Raw genomic sequence first — 20035 nt, forward strand, 5'->3', positions numbered from 1 at the left:
ATGAATTCAATTGACGTAGAAAAAGAAAAAAAATACAATAAGTGGATAATTGCATTGTCTGTTATTATTCCTATTGCTGTAGCAGCATTGTTTGGTGTTAATTTAAGGAGCTTAGGTTTTGATGTAGAGCCACTAACCTTTTTGCCGCCTATTTACGCAGCTACAAATGGTTTAACTGCTGTGATTTTAATACTCGCAGTTGTAGCTATAAGGAATAAGAATAGAAAACGTCATGAAGGTTTAATGAAATTTGCTATTGCCCTTTCAGTACTGTTTTTGGTATTGTATGTCGCTTATCATATGACGAGCGATTCTACAAAGTTTGGAGGAGAAGGCGTAATTAAATATGTTTATTATTTTATTCTGTTTACGCATATAGTGTTATCCGTAATTATTATTCCGTTCGTTCTAATTACTTATGTGAGAGCAATTACTAATAATATAGAACGTCATAAAAAAATAGCTAAAATTACATTTCCGTTATGGCTATATGTAGCTGTAACAGGTGTTGTAGTTTATGTAATGATTTCGCCTTATTATGCATAATAACGTTAACTGTTAGTATTAGAATAAACTATCAGGTCTAAATGGGATGTTCAATGAAAAATAAATTCATCTTTTTAATTTTTTTACTTTTCGCTTTTCTAAATACAAATGCGCAATGCGCTATGTGTAGAGCTGTTTTAGAAAGTGGAGAAGACCAATCAGCTGCAGAAGGTATCAATGATGGTATTATGTTTTTAATGGCAGTGCCATACATATTGGTAGGTACACTTGGTTATATTATCTACAGAAAATTCAGTAAACCAGATATAGTCGAAATTTTAGACGAAAAACTGTAACAATTCCTTTTATTAATAGTCTTAGTGATAAGTGCTTATTATAGGTATTAACAATTTGTTGGCATAATAACCATTCAGATTTTCTTAAAATTGCAATAGACCAAATTTTAATTTGGTTTCAATTAACCAACCAACTAAGCTATGATTCAGATTAAAGATTTGCACAAGTCTTATCACATGGGAAGCAATTCGCTGCATGTACTTAAGGGAATTAATTTTGATGTAAAAGAAGGTGAGTTGGTGTCTATAATGGGTTCTTCAGGTTCTGGGAAATCTACATTATTAAATATTTTAGGAATGCTAGATGAAGCTGATTCAGGCGAATATATTCTAGATAATGTCCCTATTAAAAATTTAAATGAAAAAATTGCTGCAAAGTATAGAAACGAATTTCTAGGTTTCATTTTTCAATCTTTCAATCTTATTAATTATAAAAGTGCATTAGACAATGTGTCTATGCCATTGTATTATAAAGGAATTAAGCGAAAAGAGCGCACAGAAAAAGCGATGCATTATCTCGAAAAAGTAGGTCTTGCACAATGGTCTCATCATTTACCTAGTGAACTTTCTGGTGGTCAAAAACAACGTGTAGCAATTGCTAGAGCATTAGCAAGTGACCCAAAAGTATTATTGGCAGATGAGCCAACAGGAGCATTAGATACCAAAACTTCTTATGAAGTGATGGAACTTATTCAAGGTATTAATGATGAAGGCAAAACAATCTTAGTGGTTACTCACGAAGATGATATTGCACATATGACTAAACGAATAGTTAATCTTAAGGATGGTTTAATCATTGATGATAGTCCAGTTCAACAAGTAAGAGCCTCACTACATGTTTGATCTAGAACGTTGGCAAGAGATATTTGAAACGTTAAGCAAAAATAAATTGCGGACGTTTTTGACAGGTCTATCTGTAGCTTCAGGAATCTTTATATTAGTTATTCTTCTTGGCTTTAGTAAAGGTATAGAAAATGGCGTAAAATCTCAATTTGAAAGTGATGCAACCAATAGAATTGCGGTACGGACAGGTGTAACCACAAAAGGTTATAAAGGCTTAAATCCTGGTCGATATATTCAGCTAAAAAATTCAAGTTTTGATGCTGTAGAGCAGAAGTACGATGAGTTTTTTGAATACCGAACAAGAGATTACCCAATTTGGGGTGCAAATATTTCCTATAATAACGAAACAGGAAATTATAGAGTGCGTGGTACTTTACCAGATAACCAATTTATAGAAAATGCAGATATAGGTTCTGGTCGTTTTATTAATCAGTCTGATGTTGATGGTAGTAAAAAAGTTGCAGTTATTGGTAATAAATTAAAAACAGATATTTTTAAAGGACAAGACCCAATTAATAAAAATATTCAAATTTTTGGAATGAATTTTAAAGTGGTCGGTGTATTCTATGACCCAGGAGGAGACCGTGAAGAAGGACAAGTTTACGTACCTATTTCTACAGCTCAAAAAGTATTTAATGCAGGTGAGAATATTAGAAATATGGCTTTTACCGTAAAAATGGCTGATAATTTTGATGAAGCGGTATTGCAATCTAATGCTATTGCAGAAGGTATTGAACAACAACTTAAAGAAATTCATATTGTTGCACCAGATGATGTCAGTGCAGTTAGAGTTTTTAATACCTTAAAAGAAGCAGAGAAAATATACTCTCTTATCGCAACCATTAGAGCGGTTTTTTGGTTTGTAGGTATAGGAACCATTATCGCAGGTATAGTTGGTGTAGGTAATATTATGCTGATTATAGTTAAAGAACGAACTAAAGAAATTGGGATTAGAAAAGCTTTAGGCGCATTACCAATGTCTATTGTTGGTATGATTTTACAAGAGGCTGTTTTTGTAACGATGTTTGCAGGCTTATTTGGATTAATATTTGGATTAGGCTTATTAGAATTGGCTGGCCCTTATATAGAAAATGACTTTATAAAATATCCACAAGTAGATTTCAATATTGCTTTAACAACAGTTTTTTTATTGGTGTTTGCTGGTGCATTGGCAGGTTTCATTCCTGCATACAGAGCAGCAATGATAAAACCAATAGATGCATTAAGAGACGAATAATATGTTTAGTAGAGACCGTTGGGATGAAATATTAGAAGCATTAAATGCTAACAAGTTTAGAACTTTGTTAACGGCGTTTGGTGTGTTTTGGGGAATTACTATTTTGGTGTTATTACTTGCGCTTACCAATGGGCTTAAAAATGGTGTAACCGCAGATTTTGGCGATTTTGCAACCAACTCAATGTTTATGTGGACGCAAGGCACATCTAAACCCTATAAAGGTTTGCCAAAAGGTCGCTATTTTAATTACAAAATAGATGATGTTGCTGCATTGAAGTCCCAAATCCCGAATTTAAAATATGTATCGCCTAGAAACCAATTAGGTGGCTATAATGGTGCTAATAATGTTGTTAGAGGTACAAAAACAGGAGCGTTTGAGATTTATGGTGATTATCCAGAATATATAAAACAACAACCTATGGATATTCTTCAAGGTCGTTTTATAAGTTATTCAGATATTAACTCTAAACGAAAAGTTTGTGTGGTTGGTACAGGTGTTGTAAAAGGACTTTATGATAAAAATGAAGATGTTTTAGGAACATATATTAAAGTTAATGGAGTAAATTTTTTAGTAGTCGGGACGTTTAAAATGAGTAATAGTCAGGGTGATGATGAACAAGATGCAAATACAATTTATATTCCATTTACTACCTTTAGTCAAGCATTTAATAGAGGAGATAGAGTAGGTTGGATGGCTATTACAGCTGTAGATGATGTCTCTATCACGTCTTTAAAACATCAGATTTTCGAATTAATGAAATCGAAACACACAGTTCATCCTGAAGATGATCGTGCTATAGGTCATTTCGATTTGTCAGAACAGTTTGAGCGTGTTAGTGGTTTATTTTCAATATTAACTTTTGTAGGTTATTTTGTTGGCGCATTAGTGCTAATGTCTGGTATAATAGGCATCAGTAATATAATGCTTATCGTAGTTAAAGAGCGCACCAAAGAAATAGGTGTAAGGAGAGCTTTAGGAGCAAGTCCATGGACTATAAAATCACAGATTTTACAAGAAAGCTTAATCTTAACTATTTTATCTGGTATGGTGGGGATTTCGTTTGCAGCATTTGTCATTTGGATTATGAATACCATTTTAGATAGTGTAGGACCAGTTCAGAATTTTGCAAACCCAAGTGTAAGTATGTCAGTTGTATTTACGGCTTTAATAATTTTAGTAGTTTCTGGTTTGCTCGCAGGACTCATTCCAGCAAATAGTGCTACAAAAATGAAACCAGTAGATGCTTTAAGAATTGATTAAAAAAAATAATAATAGTCATCAACCAATTATAATTATCAACTAATGAAAAGAACAAAAACCATCATAATACTAGCGCTAATAGTCATTGTCTTTACTGCGGCATTATATTATTTGTGGAAAAAGAATCAGGAAGACCCAGTAACTTATACTACTGAAAGTCCGACAGAACAAACTATAGTCGTTAAAACTGTTGCAACAGGAAGTATTGTGCCTAAGGAAGAAATCTTAATTAAGCCAAACATTTCTGGTGTCATAGAAGAAGTTTTTATTGAAGCTGGAGAATATGTAAAACAAGGAGACTTGATCGCTCAGATTAAAGTAATCCCAAATGCTTCGAGTTTAACGAGTGCTAAAAACAACATTGCTTCAAATAGAACAGCCTTACAAACAGCACAAATAAATTTGCAAACACAACAGTCTAATTACGATAGACAAAAAGCTTTATTTGATAAAGGTGTAATTTCTGCTAATGATTTTGAAGCTGTAAATAATTCATATTTACAAACAAAGCAAAGTGTAGAGCAAGCAAGAATAAACGTGAATTCTGCCAATCAGAATTACGATATTATTAAAACCGGTACAACTTCTGGCTTAGGTAATATTGCGCAAACACAGGTAAGAGCTACCGTTTCAGGTATGGTTTTAGATGTGCCAGTTAAAGCAGGAAACCAAGTGATTGAAGCTAATAATTTTAACGAAGGAACTTCAATTGCATCTTTAGCGGATGTAAAACAAATGATTTTTGAAGGTAAAGTGGATGAAAGTGAAGTTGGTAAAATAAAAGAGGGTTTACCTCTTGAAATCACGGTTGGTGCTATTGAAAATAAAAAGTTTGATGCCATTTTAGATTATATAGCACCAAAAGGTGTTGCAGAAAATGGGGCTATTCAATTTGAAATAAAAGGTTCACTTAAAAAAATAGATTCAACATTTATTAGGGCAGGTTTAAGTGCCAATGCATCTATTATTTTAGAAAAAGCAGAAAAAGTTTTGGCTATAAAAGAAGCCCTTGTTCAATATGATAAGGAAACTCAAAAACCATATGTAGAAGTAGAGATTGGTGATCAAAAATTTGAACGAAAAGATGTGGAATTAGGGATTAGTGATGGTATTTTTGTAGAAGTGAAGAGTGGTATTACTAAGGAAGATAAAATAAAAATTTGGAATCAAGTACAAGGTGTTCCAAAATACGCACAAGAATAAAAAACATAATTTCTGTAACACTTTAAGTTTTACATAGACAAATAAGCATCATGAAAAAATCAATCATCATAGTTTTACTTCTTTGTGGAGTTATAACACAAGCGCAAAATAAAAAATGGACGCTAAAAGAATGTGTAGAGTATGCTCTAGAAAATAATATTTCAGTTAAACAAAGTGAACTCGATTTATTAGCAACAGATATCGATAAGTTAACCGCAGTTGGTAGTTTTTTACCAACAATTAATGTTAGCGGAAGTGTTTCAAAAAATACAGGTTTAAGTTTTGATCCAACAACAGGGAATTCCTCAACTACAACTTTTCTGTCTTCGTCAGGGAGTATAAATTTGGGTTATAATTTATTTGATGGTTTACAGAATATTAGACGAGTTCAACGTGCTGAAATTTCGAAAATGGCAGCGGAATATAGTTTGTCTAAAATGAAAGATGATATTTCTCTCTTTGTAGCAAATGGTTATATTACTGTAATATTAAACAAAGCGAATCTTGAAGTTTTAATATCTCAAAATGCGGTGACTCAAGAACAAATAGATAGAACGAATCAATTGGTAGAAGCAGGATCTTTACCTAGAGGAGATTTGTTAGAAATTCAAGCAACAGATGCTAACGAAAAACAAAACATTGTAAATGCAGAAAATGCAATTCAAATTTCGTTAATAAATTTAGCACAGTTACTTTTAATTAAAGATTACGAAAACTTTGACATTCAAGATGAAGGTTACGATATTGTAAATGAAGGTATTTCTAATAAATCAGTATCAGAAATTATTGAAAATGCAAAAGCAGAAAGGTCAGAAATTAAGATTGCTGAACAGAATGTGTCATTAGCAGAAAAAGATGTTCAAATTGCAAAAGGTTCTTATTGGCCTTCTTTAAGAGCTTTTTTGGGTTATGACACACGTTATACAGATGCAAGTGAAATACCTTTTAGCGATCAAATTTATTTAAATGATGGTATTGGTTATGGTTTAAGCCTTAACATCCCTATTTTAAATGGTTTTTCTGTAAAAGGAAATGTACAAAGAAGTAAGATAAATTTAGAACGTTCTAAATATCAATTAGAACAAGAGGAATTAAATTTAGAGTCTACAGTTTATCAAGCTTATGTTGATGCTAAAGGTGCTTTAAAATCATTTGAAGCCGCAAATAAAGCATTAGAATCTCAAGAATTAGCTTATGATTATGCTAAAGAACGTTATGATGTTGGTTTAACCAATGCCTTCGATTTTAGTCAATCTAAACAGAGATTCGATAATGCTAAGATTCAATTAAATCAAGCTAAATACGATTACATTTTTAAGTTGAAGGTTCTAGAATTATATTTCGGAATTCCTGCAACTGAATTAAAGTTTTAAATATGAGCAAAACAGTAAAAATTATTATCGGAGTTGTTATTCTAGCATTAGGACTATTAGTTGTAGGGTCTAAATTAGAATGGTTTGGTAAAAAAGGAAACTTTAAAGAAGTTACCGAGAAGCAAGTTTCTATTCGAGATATTGTACAAACCGTCTCTGCAACAGGAAAAATACAACCAGAAGTTGAGGTGAAAATTTCTTCGGAAGTTTCAGGAGAAATACTTGAGTTACCTTTTAAAGAAGGACAAGAAGTTAAAAAAGGAGATTTACTAGTACGTGTAAATCCAGATTTAATTCAATCTGCAGTAAGTCGTTCGCAGGCTTCTTACCAGAATGTTAGAGCAGGTTTAGAGCAGGCAGAAGCGGGTCTAAAACAGGCTAAAGCGGATTATGATAGAAGTAAAACACTTTTTGATAAAGGTGTTATTTCTAAAGCAGATTGGGATCGTTCTATAGCAACTTACGAAACTGCAGTTGCTAGTAAAAGTTCGGCATATTACAATGTGCAAAGTGCTGCTGCAACAGTAAACGAGGCAAAAGATAATTTAAATAGAACAACTATTTATGCACCAATGAGTGGGACAATTTCACTTTTAAGTGTGGAGTTGGGTGAGCGCGTAGTTGGTACGCAGCAAATGGCAGGTACAGAAATTTTAAGAGTCGCAAACTTAAACAACATGGAAGTTGAAGTTGATGTTAACGAAAATGACATTGTAAAAGTAAATATTGGTGATTCTACAATTGTTGAGGTTGATGCTTACTTAAAAAAAGAATTTAAAGGTATTGTAACTGAAATTGCAAACTCTGCTGAAGGGAACTTAACTGCGGATCAGGTAACTAATTTTAAGGTTAAAGTAAGAATTGTAGAAGAATCTTATAAAGATTTAACAGAAGGAAAGCCAGCAACATATTCTCCTTTTAGACCAGGAATGACAGCTACTGTAGATATTATTACTAAAAAGCAAATGGATGCGATATCTGTGCCAATTAGTGCGATTGTTATTAAAACGGATACAACGTCTACGAAGAAAACTTATGATAAAACTGTAGAAGTTGAAGAAGATGATTCTGATAAAGAAGAAGAAAAGTTTGAATGTGTATTTGTAAATGAAGGTGGTAAAGCAAAATTAAAAGTTGTTAAAACCGGAATTCAAGATGATACTAATATCGAAATTATTTCAGGATTAGATAAAGATGATAAAATCATTACAGGACCATATAATATGGTGTCTAAAAACTTAAAGCCTGGTGATTTATTGGAAGTAAAAAATAAAAAGCCTGAAAGTACTTCTGAAGAAAAAAGCGAAGATGAATAATCATTGCAGTTAGAATTTAATTACAATTAGTAATAAGAAAATAACGACTTACCTATGGCATTAGTGCTAAATATAGAAACAGCAACAACAAATTGTTCGGTCTCTCTGTCTAAAGATGGAGAGACTTTAGTTTTAAAAGAAGATAATAGTTTGGGTTATTCACATGCCGAAACTTTACATCTCTTTATTGATGAGGTTTTTAAAATTTCAAAATTAAAACCTTCAGAAATAGATGCGGTTGCTGTGAGTAAAGGTCCAGGTTCTTATACTGGTTTAAGAATAGGAGTTTCTTCTGCAAAAGGCTTATGTTTTGCGTTAGAGAAACCTTTAATTAGCATTTCGACATTAGAAAGTTTAGCGCATCAGGTAAAAGCGACAGACGGATTAATAATTCCTATGTTAGATGCGAGACGAATGGAAGTATATTCTGCAATCTATAACCAAAATTTAGAACTACAAAGAGAGATTAAAGCTGAGATTTTGTCAGAAGAAAGTTATTCTGAATTACTAGATTTTAATAAAGTCTATTTTATTGGTAATGGTGTAGAAAAAACCAAAGCACTTATTAGTCATTCTAATGCTTTCTTTATTGAGGGTAAATTGCCGTCAGCTAATGAGATGTCTCTATTAGCAGAAATGAAATACAAAAAAAGCGACACCGAAGATGTCGCTTATTTTGAACCTTATTATTTAAAGGATTTTGTAGCTTTAAAAAAGAAGCAATAATTAACCTTCTTTTTGTATCTCTACTGCATGTGGATAAGGTATTTCTATACCAGCAGCATCTAGAGCTATTTTTACTTGTTCGTGAGTTGAGAAGTATACATCCCAATAATCTGCAACTGTAGACCATGGTCTAACTGCAAAGTTAACAGAGCTATCAGCTAGCTCAGAAACGTTAACTGTAGGAGCAGGATCTTGCAGTACTTTAGGGTTAGAGGTTAATACTTTCATTAAAACTTCTTTTGTTTGTTTAATGTCTGCGTCATAACTAACTCCAAAAGTTAAATCAACTCTCAATTTACCTTCAGTAGAATAATTAACAATGTTACCATTAGATAAAGCACCGTTTGGTATAATTACTTCTTTATTAGTAGGTGTGTTTAATTTGGTTGTAAAAATTTCAATTTCTTTTACCACACCTAATTCACCTTGAGCTTCGATTAAATCTCCAATTTTAAATGGTTTAAAGATCATAAGTAAAACACCTCCTGCAAAGTTACCTAGTGAGCCTTGTAATGCCAATCCGATTGCTAAACCTGCAGCAGCAAGAATTGCTGCGAAAGATGTAGTTTCTACACCTACAGTACCTAATACAACAACGATTAAGACTATTTTTAGAACCCAATTGGTAAGGTTAATTAAAAATTTCTTTAAGCTTTCATCGTAATCGCCTTTATTTAATGCTTTTTTAATGCCTTTAAGTAACATTTTAATTACCCAATTACCGATAATCCATATTAGAATAGCTCCAATAACTTTAGGTCCGAATTCAACTATAAAGTCGAAACCTTTGTCAATCCATTTTTGTGTGTCCATTTTTGGTTTTCTTAGTTTTTGTGATTAAAAAAAACTCGGCTAATTTATTAGTCCGAGTTATATGCGGTGAGAATAAATAATATTATTTAACCTCGAAAGTCAATTTTAATGCAACTCTAAATTCAGTAACATCATCGCCATTTACAATAGCACTTTGGTCTTGTACGTATACAGACTTAATGTTTTTTACGGTTTTAGAAGCTTCTTTTACTGCTTTTTTAGTTGCGTCTTCCCAACTTTTATCTGAGTTAGATAATACTTCAATTACTTTTAATACTGCCATTTTATATAATTTTAAAGGTTTCTAATTGTAAGACACTTAAAATGATATTTTGTCACTATAAAATTATGAAATCCTAACCGTTTATAGCATTTACAGTTATAGAATTGTCATTTAGCATTTCTTTTAGCATACTTTCAATTCCATTTTTTAGAGTAAATGTAGAAGAAGGACAGCCACTGCAAGCGCCTTGTAATAAAACTTCTACTTTTTTAGTGTTAGCATCATAAGATTTAAACTCAATATTGCCACCATCACTTTCAACAGCAGGTTTAATGTATTCCTCAAGAATGTTGACTATGTTTTTAGAGATGTCATCTAAGGCTTCAAATTTTTGCTCTACTGCTTCTTCAGTTTTGTTAAGTTGTTTAGGTGCATTATCGTTTAAGATTGTTTTCCCGTCCTCAACATAAGATTTTAAAAATTCTCTTAATTGGATGGTAATGTCTTCCCATTCAATAATATCAAACTTTGTTATGGAGATAAAATTCTTTTCCATAAAAACGTTTTTTACAAACGGAAATTGAAATAATGCAGTCGCAAGTGGAGAAGGTTTAGCATCTTCAATAGAGGTAAACTCAAATATACTTGGGACTAATACTTTATTACAAACAAATTTTAAAACTCCAGGGTTTGGTGTACTTTCTGCATAAATAGTTACGGCAGCTTTTGGCTTAATAGCTTCATCAGTTACAATAATACCATCATTAGATAAATATTCTTCAATCTGAGAAGCAACTTCGTCTTGTACATCTGCCCATTCAACTATGCTATAACGTTCTATTGCAATAAAATTTGTTGCGATATAAACTTTTTTTACAAAGGGTAAATAAAAAAGCTGTTGCGCTAATGGTGAGTGTTTGGCTTCATCAATATTATTAAACTCAAAACTGTTATGATTAGTTAAAAATCGGTCTGCTTCAAATTTTAATATAGTTTCGTTAGAAGTAGGTATTATAGATATTTTGGTCTGTGCCATCTTTTATTTGCAAAAATATGAAATATCATACTGTTCTGATTAGACTTTTAACTAAGTTTTAATTAGATAGTGCAATTAAAAAAATATTGTTTTCTCAATAAAACGAATTACTCTTTCGCTAATTGGTCTAAGAATAGTTTAAACGACATTTCTGGTGGTATATTTAGCTTTTTCTTTAATCTGCTTCTGGCCACCTTTACTGTGTCTGGTGTTACATTTAATATGCTAGCTGTTTCTTTTATTGATAAGTTTAATTTTGTCAATAGGCAATACCTTATTTGAGTGTCTGATAAATTAGGATATTTATCCATTAATTTATTAGCCATTGTTGGATATTCAGATTCTATTCTTTTTGTTATAATAGACATATCTGAAGCGGATCTAATAAGGTCGTTTATTTTTGATTTAGCTTCTTCTAGTTTTGGGATTTTTGGATGTTTAATAAGATTTAATTCGTCTTTTATTATGTTTAGTGTTTCTAAGCGTTGAGAAACCGCAATTGCAGATGCTTCCAATTCGTTTTCTCTAAGTGTTATTTTCTCTTCTAATAATTTTTTTTCATTCGTTTTTAGTATCTCAATTACTTTCTCACCTTTTTTATACTTTCTAAAAATGAGGATGCTTCCAAGTAATAGAATTATACTTATTAGGGCTGTGCTAATATTATAAAGGTAAAGTCTTTGCTTTTTATTTTTTTCCTCCAAAAGTTGCACGTCAAAAAGCATTTGTTGGTTTTTTTGTTTTTCATTAAGAAGTTTTACGTTTGATTCTATGTAGTTAGTTACGGCCTTTTTTTCATTTGAACGAATGCTGTCAACTAAACTGCTCTTCTTTTTGTAGATTTCTGTTGCCTTAAAATACTGTTTATTTTCTGTATAATACAAAGCAAGTCTGTCATACACATCTTTTTTTGTTTCTAATCCTGTAGAATAATCAAGAGCTTGTTCTCTATATGCAATAGCTTTCTTTATATCACCTATACCATGGTAATAGGTACTTAAATTGATCGTATTATTAAATAGGAGTTGATGTAGGTCATGTTTAAGACAAAATTCTCTAACAGCTAATGCTGAATCTATTGCTTTGTCTGCATTACCTAATCGAAAATAATCATTAGCCAATCTGTTTTTTGCCCACCAAATTCCTTTTATATCATTTTCTTTAATTGCTAGATTTAGAATTTCTTTGTGAATAGGATAGCTTTTTTCTGGCATCTCTTTTAGGACATAATTCGCGGCGATATTTTGAAGTAATCTAAATTTTGTGAAATTTCCTATTTTGGTGGTGTCATTTAATAATGGTGTTAAAACTTCCAGAGCTTTGTCGTATTGAAATTTTTGATAATATATTTCAGAAATGGAAATGTAATATGCAAAGGTCAATTTAATGTCCTTCTCAGGTATTAATGGGTGAACTTTAAAATAGCTTTCTAACCCTTGTTCTGGTAAGCCAAATGCATTTGCTAATAATTGTCCTTTGTTTAAATAGTAATTAGGGAGTTCTAATGCTTTAAGCATTACAGTGTCTTTCGGTTTATTGTATGTCGCTATTTTTGTTTCAAATAGATCTGCGTAATATAAAACACTATCCAAATTCGCATTTTTATTTGCACCATGTAGCCACATTAACGCTTTGTAGGTCGCGGCTATTTTTTCTTCATATTTAGTTTTAATGGATTGTTTAAGTACTTTATGATGCACTGCAAATGCTTCTTCAGAATGTTGACCATAATAGCGTCTGTGAAGACTGTCTAATTCATGTGTGCTAATGTCTTTTTCTTGCGCATATAATGTTGTACTAAATGTAATAGTTAATATTAGTATGCCTATTTTTTTTATAGCTTTTGTAAACATAATTCCGCTTTATTATTTAAAAAAAATCATTGAATTCAGGTTTTATTTGTGGTGATACTCTAAATATTATAAACATTCAGGGTAAATAAATAAGATACTGGTTAATAGTGTTTTAACGTCTATTTTGTTGCGTGATTACCTTTTGATAACCTTAAAAAAGGTGTAATATAAAACATATTTATCAACTTTAGCTTCTCAAGTTTTAAAGGTTTAGGCTTTTTAGCTGAAGTTCCTTCATCTTTTTAACAAAAAAACACTAATTAATTAATTCTAACCTTTATGAAAAAAATTACGTTACTATTTGTTGTAATGATTGCTTTTTGTTGGCAATCTAATGCACAATTTACAGAAAGCTTTGAAACAGAAATTCCCGCAAGTTGGACCGTTTTAGATGAAGCAAGTACCAATACATGGGTTTGGGATGATACACCAGAAAGCGATGGTGCACAAGATGGTTCTGCTATTGCCAGAATTTCTGCTGGTACTGACAGTGCTAACGATGATTATTTAATTACACCTCAAATCACTGTTAATTCAGGTGTAAATGATAGATTGTCGTTTTATGTACGCTCAAGAAGTGGTTCTTTTTTAGAATCTTATGAGGTATTGTTATCTACTACGACAGCTGCAGCATCTGAATTTACAGTGGTTTTACAAGCAGAAAGCCTTGCGCCTGAATTATGGACCAATGTTATTTTTGATTTAACAGCATATGTAGGTCAGTCAATATATGTGGCAGTAAGAGCTAAATCATACGATGAATGGGAGTTACATGTTGATAATTTTGTTAACGATACATTTCCTGCTTGTAGAGAGCCTTTAGCATTTAATGCTTTGAGTATTGGTAGTACAACCGTTAATTTAGAATGGACTGAAGATGGTTCAGCTACGTCTTGGAATATAGAGGTTGTTGATATAACGGCTGGAGAATCGGCAACAGGAGTTGCAACAATTACTGGAGTTACTAATCCTTACATGGTAACTAGTTTAATGGCTAATAATGAATATGAATTTTATGTGCAAGCAGATTGTGGTACTGATGGACCATCTTTTTGGGTAGGTCCTGTTTCTGTTACTACTGCTTGTGATACTTTCACAGCACCTTTTTCTGAAGGTTTTGATAATGCTGGTGTGATCCCAGATTGTTGGTCAATGAGTGGTGGTGAGGATTGGCAATTTAATACGTCTGGTCCAAGTCACGTTGGTGATGGTGGCACATTAACAGGGAATACATTTTCTGATGGTTATTATGCTGCATGTGATGCTTCTAGTGATCATGGTCCAAGATATTTATTGAGTCCATTAGTAGATGTAAGTACACTTGCATCGCCAGAATTAAGATTCTATGAAATTAGTGATGCTGAGGATTCTGACAATGCACAATTAGATGTAGAAGTATGGGATGGTAGCGCTTGGAACCTTATGGCAACTTACAATACTAATACTGTAGGTTGGGAATTAAAATCAATTAACCTAAGTGGTTTATCATTTACTGGGCCAGCACAAGCTAGATTTACGTTTTCAGAACCTAATGGAGGTGGTGATGATGATATTGCAATTGATGATGTTACTTTCGATGAGCCTATATCTTGTGTAGCTCCATCGTTTTTAATGGTTTCTAATATTACAACGACTACTGCAGATTTAGCTTGGACTGAGAATGGTACAGCTGCTTCTTGGAATATTGAAGTAGTTGATGTTACTGCTGGTGAAACTGTAACTGGTGTGGCTACAAATACAGGTGTTACAAATCCATTTGGGTTATCAAGTTTGCAGTCTAATACTACTTATCAGATATTTGTTCAGGCAGATTGTGGTGTTTCTGATGGTACTTCTTTCTGGTTTGGACCAATTGAGTTTACTACAGAGTGTGATGCATTTACTGCACCATATACTGAAGGTTTTGATAATGGAGGTGATATTCCAGATTGCTGGAGAATGTCTAGTGATTCAGGAGAAGAAGAATGGTTTTTTCAAACATCAGGATTGGGACACGTTGGAAATGATGGTGTAATAACAGGAAGTACAGCTACTAACGGTTATTATGCAGCTTGTGATGCGTCAGGTGATCATGGTCCTAGGTATTTAGTTAGTCCTTTAGTTGATGTAAGTACACTTGCTGCACCAGTTTTAAGTTTTTATGAAATAAGTGATTCTGAAGATTCTCTAAATGCACAATTAGATGTTGAGGTTTGGGATGGAAGTTCTTGGAATCTCATGGCTACTTATAACACAAATACAGTCGGTTGGGAATTAAAAATTATTGATATAGCTGGTTTAACATTTACGGGTCCAGCGCAAGCTAGATTCACTTTTTCGGAAATTTTAAATCCAAGTGATTTTGATGATGATTTAGCAATTGATGATGTTTCTTTTGAAGAAGCACCATCCTGTATACCGCCTTCAACGCTTGCAGCATCAAATATTACAACGACTACGGCAGATTTAAGTTGGGCTAGTGGTACAGCAACATCATGGAATATTGAGGTTGTAGATGTTACTGCAGGAGAAACCGTAACTGGTGTTGCTACAGCTACAGGAATTTCCAATCCTTATAACCTAACAGGTTTAGTTGCTGATAATAATTACGAGTATTATGTTCAGACAGATTGTGGTGTGGATGGTAATTCTTCATGGGTTGGTCCTTATGCTTTTGCGACAGCAATTATTCCGCCTTCTTGTGGTGGTAACTTTGTAGATACTGGTGGGGCTAGTAATGATTATTCTAGTTCAGAATTTACAACAACTACCATTGTGCCAGATACTGCAGGTGAGGCTGTGACTATTACATTTACTTTTGTGGATTTAGAAGCAGATGATTATTACGATGGAGCGCAAGGTGGATGTTATGATTACTTAACTATATACAATGGTCCAGATAATACGTTCCCTGTTTTAGCACAAACATTATGTGGTCAAGAAAGTGGAATTGGAACTATGCCTTCTGTTGTTGCGAGTAGGCTTAATGTTGGTGATGCTTATACTTCTACAGATGCTTCAGGAGCTTTAACTATTGAGTTTAGTTCTGATGGTGGTATTGAATATGGCGGATGGGTAGCTGATGTAACTTGCGCTACTTTAGGAATTGACGATGTAGATAATGTAAATGCATTCACTTACTATCCTAACCCAGTAAAAAACACGCTTACATTAAATGCTATTAACACTATTGATGCTGTAAACGTTTACAATATGTTAGGGCAACAAGTATTAGAAAAGATGCCTAATGCTGTAAATAGTGAATTAGATTTATCAGGTTTACAAACAGGTACTTATTTTGTGAAAGTTACCATTGGTGGTGTTGTTAAGACTATCAGAGTAATAAAAGATTAAATCTTGCTGAAGTCAATAACGGAAAGCCACTGATTTTTTTGGTGGCTTTCCTATTAATAAATACATCTTAAAGAAGGTGTTAATTATATTATTTCTGTTGAATTAATAAAAAAATGAAATGAAAAATTTAATCCTAACATTTAGCTTAATTATTGTGTGTATGCTATGTAGCACAAAAGCTTTAAGTCAAACAATCAATCCTCCAGTAGGTGTAACTTGTCCCTCTAATAATTCTTCTTTTGTATTTGAAGCAGAATTTGATGATTACAATGGTTGGACAGGTGATTTAACAAATACAAATAACGGAGGACAATGGGAAGTGCCAGGTAATGCAAATAGTTCAGGTACAGGACCAGATTCGGCGTATAGTGGTGCTAATTATATGAATTATGAAGCTTCGGGTAATGCACAACTTTTATCCGCTTCAGCAATTAGTCCTGTTATTGATCTTACAACTGCAACAGATGAGGCAGAACTTTCTTTTTATATGCATGCCTATGGTGAAGGTATGGGAACTTTAGAAGTTGGAATTTCTAATTCAATTTCTGGGCCATTTACTAATCTATTTACATGGAGTGGTCAGCTACAAACTTCAGGTGGTGAACCATGGGTGCCCGTAGGTGTTAATTTAGATGCATATTTAGGGCAATCCATATATTTAGAGTTTAAACAAACTAGAACAGATAATTTTAGAGGGGATATGTCAATTGATTTGGTGCGTGTGGAAACGTGTGGTTCAATCTGTGCTTCTCCAACAGTATCTGTTGATGGCGTAGATTCTGATGATATAAGTGCATCAGTAGATTTTTCTTGGATTGCCAATGACAGTGAAACTTCATGGGAATATGCAATACAAATTGAAGGTACTGGTACGCCAACATCAGGTACAACATCATTAGTGCAAAATGTTACAGAAAACGGATTGTTATTTGGTACAGATTATGAAGTCTATGTTAGGGCAAATTGTACCAACGGAAATAGTATTTGGGCAGGTCCTTTACTTTTTACGACACCAATAAAAACAGATTTTATTATAGATTGTTCAGCTGGTCCTATAACAGAAACAATGTGTTATGGAGATAATGGTGTTGTTAATCCTGAAATTTTCACATTTACCAGTATTGATGGTTCAGCATTAACATTGAATTTTTATTCAGGATTTATTGATGAAGGTTGGGATCCACTTGTTGTTATAGATACTGATGGAACTTTTATTGTGCCTTATGATGATTATTTTTTCGGTAATGAAGGTGATCTTTCAGGTCTTTCATACACATCTACAGGAGATACCATATCATTTTATATTGCGTCAGATGATTTTGTGCCAAGTAGTTGTGCAAATGGAGATGCTCCTATGAATGGTGGAATTACTTATACAGTTGCTTGTGCAACATGTACCAATTCAGAAGCGACATACACTATTGTTGATGATTGTGATAACGGTAGTCAATTTCTAATAGATGTTAACGTTACGTCTTTAGGTAGTGCTACATCACTTACTATATCTAATAATGTCGATACCAATACGGCTACTGTTAATGCTATTGGTACCTATCAAATTGGTCCTTTCCCTTTCTTCACAGATATTATATATACATTAAATAATAATCAAGATGCTAATTGTGTTTTTAATAGTTTGCCAATATTAGTTAGGGGTTGTATTCCTGATAATGATGATTGTGATTCGGCAACAATAGTAACTGTTAATACAGATGACACATGCACGGAGCTGGCTTATGGTACAATTTTATCGGCAAGCCCTTCTAATGTGGCAGCGGTTTCTTGTGATGGTGATGCAGATGATGATGTATGGTTTCAGTTTGTTGCTATTAATGATACGCAAATAATTGAGTTTTTAAATATTGTTGAAAATGATGTGACATCAAGCCTCAATCATGCTGTTTATGAAGGTTCTTGTGGTGCGCTCAATGAGCTATATTGTATGGATGGTGGTCCTAGTGTAACACCACAATTAGTCATTGGTGATACTTATTATATAAGAGTATTTTCAGAAGGTTCTGAGGATGAGGATGTAAGTTTTGATTTATGCATTAGGCCTGGTTTTAATAGTATTGAAGTAAGTGATAGTGCTTACACTATAGAAGAATTGGTGCAAGATGTATTATTCGCTAGTGATTGTGCTAACGTATCAAATATTACCTTTACAACAGGTACAAGCTTTGACCCTTTTAATCCTAACGGAATAGGTTATTTTTCAATGGATGGTGATCAGTTTCCTTTTAGCGAAGGACTCTTAATGAGTACAGGTCATGCAGAAGATGCGGCTGGCCCCAATGATGATACAATAAATTCATCAGGTAGCCAATGGGTTGGTGATACTGATTTAGATACTATTTTAGGAGTCGATTCTAGAAACGCTACGATTATAGAGTTTGATTTTGTGCCATATTCTCAAAATATAAGTTTTGATTTTTTAATGGCATCGGAAGAATACAATGGTGGTAGTTATGAGTGTACGTTTTCAGATGCTTTTGCTTTTTTCTTAACGGATTCTAATGATAACACAACTAATCTAGCCGTTATTCCAAATACTACAACACCAATTTTAGTAACAACGGTTCATCCTAGTAACGATGATTGTCCTGCTATTAACGAAGCATATTTTGGGGAATATACACCTGACAATTTACCACCAATGGATTATAATGGTAGAACGGTAGTTTTTACAGCTCAATCCGCAGTTAATATTGGAGAAACTTATCATATAAAACTTGTGGTTGCTGATGATTCAGACCCACAATTTGATACTGGGATCTTTATTGAAGCAGGTAGTTTTGAAATTGGAGAATTAACTCTAGGAGATGATTTTACAATAGACGCAGGTACCGCAAGTTGTTTAAATGAGCCTGTAGTTTTAGATACACAAGCTCCAAATTTAGAGCATGTTTGGTATAAAGATGGATTACTTATTTCTGAAGAGTCAAGTTCTATTTTAACGGTTAGTGAGCCAGGTGTTTATACAGCTCAAGTAATATTTTCTAATCAATGTATAATAAGTGACGAAATTACTGTAGAGTTTTTAGAAACTCCTATTGCAAATCCGGCGAATGATTTATTAGAGTGTTCTGCAACAAACCAAGCATTCTTTGATCTTACAGAAAATGACGCTTATATTTTAGGTAATCAAATTGCTTCAGAGTATACAATTACGTACCATTTAAATGAGCAAGATGCTATAGCTAATTCTAGTCCATTGCCTTCTGTTTATGAAAATGTTTCAGACCCTCAAATTATTTATGCAAGAATAGAAAGTAATACTTCTGGTTGTTTTGCTACGACTTCATTTTTCATACTACTTACTAATCCTAGTCATATAGCAGAAAGTGTAGATTTATTTGGCTGTGATAATGATGGAGATGGCGTTGCGAGTTTTGATTTAGAATCACATAATGCTGATATTCTAAATGGTCAAGATGAAACGCAGTTTTTAGTTTCTTATTACCTGTCAGAGTCAGATGCTATAGCTGCTACAGGAGCTTTGCCTGATTTATATGATAGTTCTGGCGAAACTTTATACGTTAGGGTAGAGTCTGTTGATTTTGCAGATTGTTTTGTTACTAATAGTTTTAACTTGATCATAGGTATTGAGCCTATTACAAGTTTTTCTTTAGATGTTGAATACGAAATTTGTCCTAATGCATCCTCACCATTTATTATTGATGCAATTCCAGAAAATTATTCTTTATCTGAAGTGTCTGTTTATTGGTATCGTGATGGTGGTATTGTTTTAGATGAGAACACTTTAAGTCTTCCTGTATTGGAGGGAGGTTTGTATGGAGTTGAGGTTGTTTTTAATGATACAGGATGTTTTGGTTTAAGTGAGGTGACAGTTACTGAGTCAGGTACTTGTGTATTCCCAGAGGGCATATCACCAGGTGTGTCACCAGGACAGAATGATTCTTTTGATTTAAGTAGTTTTAATGTGACTGAACTCAAAATATTCAACAGAAACGGT

Annotated in this window: 15 protein-coding genes; 11 read left to right on the top strand and 4 right to left on the bottom strand. The window is 33.1% G+C overall.

The features are described from left to right. From Q0807_RS10160 to tsaB, 9 genes are all read left to right on the top strand, one after another. Window positions 1–546 carry a DUF420 domain-containing protein gene (locus Q0807_RS10160; protein WP_299109309.1) on the top strand — a complete coding sequence of 182 codons (546 nt, stop codon included), beginning with the start codon at window positions 1–3 and terminating at the stop codon, window positions 544–546. A gap of 53 nt (window positions 547–599) precedes the next feature. After that, window positions 600–842 (top strand): hypothetical protein, encoded by a 243-nt coding sequence (locus Q0807_RS10165; protein ID WP_299109311.1) that lies wholly within the window; start codon window positions 600–602, stop codon window positions 840–842. 141 nt (window positions 843–983) lie between these two features. Then, on the top strand, window positions 984–1685 hold the full coding sequence (locus tag Q0807_RS10170) for an ABC transporter ATP-binding protein (RefSeq protein WP_299109312.1): 702 nt from the start codon (window positions 984–986) through the stop codon (window positions 1683–1685). Beyond that, a complete protein-coding gene (locus tag Q0807_RS10175) occupies window positions 1678–2922 on the top strand; it encodes an ABC transporter permease (RefSeq protein WP_299109314.1) in 1245 nt (414 codons plus the stop codon). The genes Q0807_RS10170 and Q0807_RS10175 overlap by 8 nt, the downstream gene beginning before the upstream one ends. 1 nt (window position 2923) lies before the next feature. Then, a complete protein-coding gene (locus tag Q0807_RS10180; protein ID WP_299109317.1) occupies window positions 2924–4183 on the top strand; it encodes an ABC transporter permease in 1260 nt (419 codons plus the stop codon). Between the two features lie 42 nt (window positions 4184–4225). Beyond that, entirely contained in the window at window positions 4226–5386 is a 1161-nt protein-coding gene (locus Q0807_RS10185; protein WP_299109319.1) for an HlyD family efflux transporter periplasmic adaptor subunit, read from the top strand. Window positions 5387–5436: 50 nt separating this feature from the next. After that, complete coding sequence (locus tag Q0807_RS10190) at window positions 5437–6759, top strand: TolC family protein (RefSeq protein ID WP_299109322.1); 1323 nt, start codon at window positions 5437–5439, stop codon at window positions 6757–6759. Between the two features lie 2 nt (window positions 6760–6761). Further along, window positions 6762–8075, top strand: a complete 1314-nt coding sequence (locus tag Q0807_RS10195) for an efflux RND transporter periplasmic adaptor subunit (RefSeq protein ID WP_299109324.1) — start codon at window positions 6762–6764, stop codon at window positions 8073–8075. A 54-nt stretch (window positions 8076–8129) separates the two neighbouring features. After that, window positions 8130–8801: a tRNA (adenosine(37)-N6)-threonylcarbamoyltransferase complex dimerization subunit type 1 TsaB gene (tsaB, locus tag Q0807_RS10200; RefSeq protein WP_299109326.1), complete on the top strand. Its 672-nt coding sequence runs from the start codon at window positions 8130–8132 to the stop codon at window positions 8799–8801. Here the strand turns inward: tsaB and Q0807_RS10205 are convergent, their stop codons facing one another. The 4 genes from Q0807_RS10205 to Q0807_RS10220 all read right to left on the bottom strand — a co-directional run bounded on the left by Q0807_RS10205 (window position 8802) and on the right by Q0807_RS10220 (window position 12726). Then, a complete protein-coding gene (locus Q0807_RS10205) occupies window positions 8802–9614 on the bottom strand; it encodes a mechanosensitive ion channel family protein (RefSeq protein WP_299109328.1) in 813 nt (270 codons plus the stop codon). It abuts the gene before it with no gap. Window positions 9615–9696: 82 nt separating this feature from the next. Continuing rightward, window positions 9697–9897, bottom strand: coding sequence for a dodecin family protein (locus Q0807_RS10210; RefSeq protein ID WP_299109330.1), 201 nt, complete (start codon window positions 9895–9897; stop codon window positions 9697–9699). A gap of 73 nt (window positions 9898–9970) precedes the next feature. Further along, window positions 9971–10873: a NifU family protein gene (locus tag Q0807_RS10215; protein ID WP_299109332.1), complete on the bottom strand. Its 903-nt coding sequence runs from the start codon at window positions 10871–10873 to the stop codon at window positions 9971–9973. A gap of 107 nt (window positions 10874–10980) precedes the next feature. Next, the gene (locus Q0807_RS10220) at window positions 10981–12726 is read right to left on the bottom strand and encodes a hypothetical protein (protein ID WP_299109334.1); all 1746 of its coding nucleotides are present in this window, start codon (window positions 12724–12726) and stop codon (window positions 10981–10983) included. A gap of 279 nt (window positions 12727–13005) precedes the next feature. On the opposite strand from Q0807_RS10220, the gene Q0807_RS10225 reads away from it, so the two are divergent. After that, window positions 13006–16059 carry a choice-of-anchor J domain-containing protein gene (locus Q0807_RS10225; RefSeq protein ID WP_299109336.1) on the top strand — a complete coding sequence of 1018 codons (3054 nt, stop codon included), beginning with the start codon at window positions 13006–13008 and terminating at the stop codon, window positions 16057–16059. A 118-nt stretch (window positions 16060–16177) separates the two neighbouring features. Continuing rightward, window positions 16178–20035: choice-of-anchor L domain-containing protein (locus Q0807_RS10230; protein WP_299109338.1), on the top strand; the 3858-nt coding region annotated here is incomplete at its 3' end.

It is taken from the genome of uncultured Winogradskyella sp. (assembly GCF_947495255.1).
Lineage (GTDB): Bacteria > Bacteroidota > Bacteroidia > Flavobacteriales > Flavobacteriaceae > Winogradskyella.

What these genes read in the sequence shown, in the direction of transcription:
- Q0807_RS10160 (WP_299109309.1), top strand. Translation starts at nt 1, where the DNA reads ATGAATTCAATTGACGTAGAAAAAGAAAAAAAATACAATAAGTGGATA.
- Q0807_RS10165 (WP_299109311.1), top strand. Translation starts at nt 600, where the DNA reads ATGAAAAATAAATTCATCTTTTTAATTTTTTTACTTTTCGCTTTTCTA.
- Q0807_RS10170 (WP_299109312.1), top strand. Translation starts at nt 984, where the DNA reads ATGATTCAGATTAAAGATTTGCACAAGTCTTATCACATGGGAAGCAAT.
- Q0807_RS10175 (WP_299109314.1), top strand. Translation starts at nt 1,678, where the DNA reads ATGTTTGATCTAGAACGTTGGCAAGAGATATTTGAAACGTTAAGCAAA.
- Q0807_RS10180 (WP_299109317.1), top strand. Translation starts at nt 2,924, where the DNA reads ATGTTTAGTAGAGACCGTTGGGATGAAATATTAGAAGCATTAAATGCT.
- Q0807_RS10185 (WP_299109319.1), top strand. Translation starts at nt 4,226, where the DNA reads ATGAAAAGAACAAAAACCATCATAATACTAGCGCTAATAGTCATTGTC.
- Q0807_RS10190 (WP_299109322.1), top strand. Translation starts at nt 5,437, where the DNA reads ATGAAAAAATCAATCATCATAGTTTTACTTCTTTGTGGAGTTATAACA.
- Q0807_RS10195 (WP_299109324.1), top strand. Translation starts at nt 6,762, where the DNA reads ATGAGCAAAACAGTAAAAATTATTATCGGAGTTGTTATTCTAGCATTA.
- tsaB (WP_299109326.1), top strand. Translation starts at nt 8,130, where the DNA reads ATGGCATTAGTGCTAAATATAGAAACAGCAACAACAAATTGTTCGGTC.
- Q0807_RS10205 (WP_299109328.1), bottom strand. Translation starts at nt 9,614, where the DNA reads ATGGACACACAAAAATGGATTGACAAAGGTTTCGACTTTATAGTTGAA.
- Q0807_RS10210 (WP_299109330.1), bottom strand. Translation starts at nt 9,897, where the DNA reads ATGGCAGTATTAAAAGTAATTGAAGTATTATCTAACTCAGATAAAAGT.
- Q0807_RS10215 (WP_299109332.1), bottom strand. Translation starts at nt 10,873, where the DNA reads ATGGCACAGACCAAAATATCTATAATACCTACTTCTAACGAAACTATA.
- Q0807_RS10220 (WP_299109334.1), bottom strand. Translation starts at nt 12,726, where the DNA reads ATGTTTACAAAAGCTATAAAAAAAATAGGCATACTAATATTAACTATT.
- Q0807_RS10225 (WP_299109336.1), top strand. Translation starts at nt 13,006, where the DNA reads ATGAAAAAAATTACGTTACTATTTGTTGTAATGATTGCTTTTTGTTGG.